At 59.6% G+C, this 4,258-nt stretch carries 4 protein-coding genes; 2 read left to right on the top strand and 2 right to left on the bottom strand.

The window, feature by feature from the left end; genetic code table 11:
- Positions 1–1,896, top strand: a 1,896-nt coding sequence (locus P792_RS27530) for a TonB-dependent siderophore receptor (RefSeq protein ID WP_023978542.1), incomplete at its 5' end; no start/stop codon positions are given.
- A 103-nt stretch (positions 1,897–1,999) separates the two neighbouring features.
- Here the strand turns inward: P792_RS27530 and P792_RS0118900 are convergent.
- A complete protein-coding gene (locus tag P792_RS0118900; RefSeq protein WP_031240667.1) occupies positions 2,000–2,842 on the bottom strand; it encodes an ATP-binding protein in 843 nt (280 codons plus the stop codon).
- A 122-nt stretch (positions 2,843–2,964) separates the two neighbouring features.
- Between P792_RS0118900 and yajC the strand changes: the two genes are divergently transcribed.
- The gene (yajC, locus tag P792_RS27525) at positions 2,965–3,279 is read left to right on the top strand and encodes a preprotein translocase subunit YajC (protein WP_023978541.1); all 315 of its coding nucleotides are present in this window, start codon (positions 2,965–2,967) and stop codon (positions 3,277–3,279) included.
- 129 nt (positions 3,280–3,408) lie between these two features.
- On the opposite strand, the gene P792_RS27520 is transcribed toward yajC, so the two are convergent.
- Positions 3,409–4,017: a superoxide dismutase gene (locus tag P792_RS27520; protein WP_023978540.1), complete on the bottom strand. Its 609-nt coding sequence runs from the start codon at positions 4,015–4,017 to the stop codon at positions 3,409–3,411.
- Positions 4,018–4,258 lie beyond the last annotated feature (241 nt).

Below are 4,258 nucleotides of genomic sequence, written 5' to 3'. Positions count from 1 at the left end.
GTCGTGAACATCATCACCAAGAAGACCAACCATGGCATCAACACCGTCGCGCAGACGGGTGCCAATGCCTATAACGGCACCGGATGGCAGTATCTGATTGGTGCCGATGGTGGTCTCAAATGGGGCAATGACGGTTTCGTCCACCTGAGCGGTCAGGTCTATCACACCGATCACTGGGTCTCGAAGCTCAAGAGCACCGACGACCATCGCTGGACGACCAGCTCGAGCTGGCCCGCCAACTCCAACAACATCCTCTCCAACCCGGAAGAAACACGCGAAAATCTCTCCATCGAATGGGGCAAGGGTATCACGGAGGGTATCGAGACCTATGGTCTGATCACCTATGCCCATCGCCATTCCGAGGCTTACGAGAACTATCGTGTGCCCACCGTGGCGCCGAGCGCCTATCCTTATGGCTTCTCACCGCTGGAGACGATCGAGGAGAACGACTTCCAGGCCAATCTGGGCCTCAAGGGCGATAATCTGTTCGGCTTCAGCTGGGATCTGAGCACGCTGTACGGCCAGGATGACGACGATATCGGGAACAAGAACACCTTCAACCCGAATTACTACAAGGCCTATGGGTTCTCGCCCACTACGGTGCGCGCCCAGAGCTATTCTCTTGCCCAGTGGACCAGCAATTTCGATGCCCGTCGCAACTTCCGTATCGCGGATGTCGTGCCGATGACGCTGGCCTTCGGAGCCGAGCATCGCCTGGAAATGTACACGATCAAGGCGGGCGAGCCGGCTTCGTATGAGCTTGGCGGCACACAGGGCTTTGCCGGTCTGACGCCGCAGAACGCCGGCAAGTGGCAGCGCAATATCTGGGCGGGTTATCTGGATGGCGACTTCCATCCGCTGCCGCACTGGGACCTCGATTTTGCCGGCCGCTTCGAGCACTACACCGATGTCGGGAATACCGAGAACGGCAAGGTCACGACGCGCTACGACATCACCAGCAAGCTCGCAATCCGCGGCACGATCAGCAACGGCTTTCGTGCGCCGACCATGCCCGAGCAGTATTATTCGGCGCTTAACGTTTCGCCGACTGGGGCTTCGGGTCTGCTCCAGACTGTTGGAGCGGCAGGCAAGTCAATCGGTGCGCAGCGTCTCAAGCCGGAGCGGTCGACCAGTGCGGAGGGTGGCATTATCGCCGAGCCGCTCAAGGACTGGCACATGTCCGTCGACGTCTACCAGATCAATATCCGTGACCGCATTATCGGCTCGGCCACGGTCAATGGCCAGACAGCGCTCGACGCAATCTCGCTGACAGGCGTGAACATTCCGAGCGGGATTGCGGATCTGAGCAATGTGACGGCCAATTACTTTGCCAACGTGGCCAGCACGCGCACGCAGGGTCTCGATCTGCAAACCGATTATCTGTTGCGTCTGCACCGCTACGGCACGCTTAACCTGAGCGCGATGCTCAACCTCAACCGCACACGCATCAGCCATATCAACACCAACGCTTTCGGCGATCCTGCAGCCAATGCGCAGACAGTGGGTTATCTCACCACGGGCTCACCGCGCAGCAAGCTGATCCTGAACGCCTACTGGACGTATCATCAGTGGGACGTGAACCTGCGCCAGACCCGCTATGGCGAGACCAAGTCGCTGCTGACCTATGAGGATCTGGCACCAGCGGCGATCAAGTACTCCAACACGGAATGGGCAGAATTCAAGAACACCCCGGCTTGGCTGACAGATCTTGAAGTCGGTTATCGCTTCACCGAGCACTGGCATCTCGCCATCGGTGCGAACAATATCTTCAATCAGCGCCCGCGCCACGTGAACCCGATCAACAATTATCTGGGTCCCAAGGTCTACGACACCGACTCCTCCGGTATCCCGATCTATGGCGCCTATTACTACGGCCGTCTGAACGCAACGTTCTGATTGTTCTGTCCTTCACGCAGGGGCCAGCCAGAGGGTCCCTGCAAACGCTTCCCTCCGGGTAAGCCTACCGAGCCGGGCCGGTGCATAACCAGCCCGGCTTTTTTCATCCCAGCGTTGCGCCGAGATGGTCGATGAACTGGGCGGCGACGCGGCCGGAGCGGCCCCCACGTTCCATGGCCCATTCCAGAGCGTGCCGATGCAGCGCCTCGGTCGAAATGGCGAGTCTGCGGTGGGCTGCGTAGCCGTCAACAATTGCGAGATAGGTTTCCTGGTTGCAGCCATGCACCCCAATCCACAGGCCGAAGCGGTCTGACAGGGAGACCTTTTCCTCGACGGCTTCCTGCGGGTTGATGGCGCTGCCGCTCTCGTTTTCCATCATGTCGCGCGGCATGAGATGGCGACGGTTGGACGTGGCATAGAACAGTACGTTCTCGGGGCGGCCCATGATGCCGCCATCCAGAACCGATTTCAGCGATTTGTAATCGGCATCCTGTGTCTCGAAGGAGAGGTCATCGCAAAACAGGATACAGCGCCGGGGCTGGGCGCGCAGGATATCGAGCAGTCGGGGGAGGGTGGAGAGATCGTCGCGCTGGATCTCGATCAGGACAAGGGCATGGGGCCGCTCGCGATTGGCCTCGGCAAAGCATGCCTTGACCAGCGAGGATTTCCCCATACCCCGCGCCCCCCAGAGCATGACATTATTGCCTGTGCGACCCTGTGCGAAATGGCGCGTGTTTTCCAGAACCATCCGGGTCTGGCGATCAATCCCGCGTAGCAGCGAGAGATCGACCCCGTGGACCTGCGCCACAGGCCGCAGGCTTGCGGACGCCCCCTGCCACATGAAGGCGTCGCCTGTCTCGAGCGTGGTGGCGCTGGCCGGTGCGGGTGACAGGCGTTCTAGAGCCGATGCAATACGCTCGAGTTTTTCGAGCAGAACGGGGTCCATAGGTTTCTCCCTTGTTCCAAAGCCGTGCTTGACGTGCAGGCGCGGTCAATTATGGTCCGGCTGCAATCCGGTCCGTCCCATGACGTGTCCGGTCCCTGACTATCGACATATGGAAGAAACGCATGCTCGCCAACAGCGGGATTATCTCATTCCTCCCGATGATCCTCGTGTTCGTCGTGTTCTATTTCGTGCTCATCCGTCCCCAGCAGGCACGCCAGAAGGAACTCAAGGCACAGCTTAATGCGCTGCGTCGCGGTGACCGTATTGTGACCAGTGGCGGCATCATCGGCGTGGTTCAGCTTGCCCGTGAGGGGACCAAGGAAATCGAGATCGAGATCGCTCCCGGCGTGAAGATCCAGCTGATGCGCGAAAATGTCTCGCAGGTTCTGACTAGCACGGCCAAGCCAGCGAATGACGGTGGCAAGCCCGCCAAGTAAGGCGCAGCGCTCCGTACAGATCGAAAAAGGCCGGCCCCGCAAGGGAGCCGGCCTTTTTCATGGGATATCGTCGTGTGCTGCCTCGCAGATAGTCCCCAGGGACAATCCTCAGGGCAGCCCGGAACGATATCAGGCAGAGAGCAGCTCTGCTTCGGCAAACTCGTAATTGGCAAGCTTGTCGAGATAGTTGGTGATGTAATCAGGACGACGGTTGCGGAAGTCCAGGTAATAGGCGTGTTCCCACACATCCAGACCCAGCAGGGCGCGACCCTGGCCTTCGGCCAGCGGGTTCGAGCCATTGGCTGTCTTGGTCACGGCGAGCTTGCCATCATTGCCAAGAACCAGCCACGCCCAGCCCGAGCCGAACTGCGAGATGGCAGCCTGCTTGAAGGCGGCCTTGAACGCGTCGAGACCACCGAGATCGGACTCGATCTTTGCGGCCAGCTTGGACGGCACCTGACCGCCATTCGGCGCAAGATTCTTCCAAAACAGGATATGGTTCCAGTGCTGGCCAGCGTTGTTGAATACGGGAGCCTGTGCGGCATCACCCTTCACGGCGAGGATGATTTCCTCAAGGCTCTTGCCCTGAAGCTCCGGCTTGGCTTCGACAAAGCCGTTCAGCGCCGTGACATAAGCCTGATGATGCTTGCCATGATGCAGCTCAAGCGTTTCCTGGCACATGCCAGAAGCGGCGAGCGCACCGGACGAGTAGGGAAGGGACGGCAGTTCGAAAGCCATGGTCGCGTCTCCTGGACTGTCATGGTGAGGGCCAGACGGGCTGTCTGGCCACAGAAGGCAGCTATGGTGCGCAACCGGTTTCGTCAACCCGTTGCGGCACCGGTTCGTGTCGCGCTGATCTATCAGCTGTCGTGCTTGACGACGCTCTTTTCGATGGCGCCAAGCAGGGCAGAGTAATCGTCATTGGCATGGCGCTTGCCCGAAAGGGCCAGTGCTTGATCTGCCACAGCGATGGCAGGGC

The sequence above is a fragment of the Asaia sp. SF2.1 genome (genome assembly GCF_000505765.1).
Classification (GTDB): Bacteria; Pseudomonadota; Alphaproteobacteria; order Acetobacterales; family Acetobacteraceae; genus Asaia; species Asaia bogorensis.
Note: the sequence above shows the minus strand (reverse complement) of the source record. Positions and strands in the feature narration are given on the sequence as shown.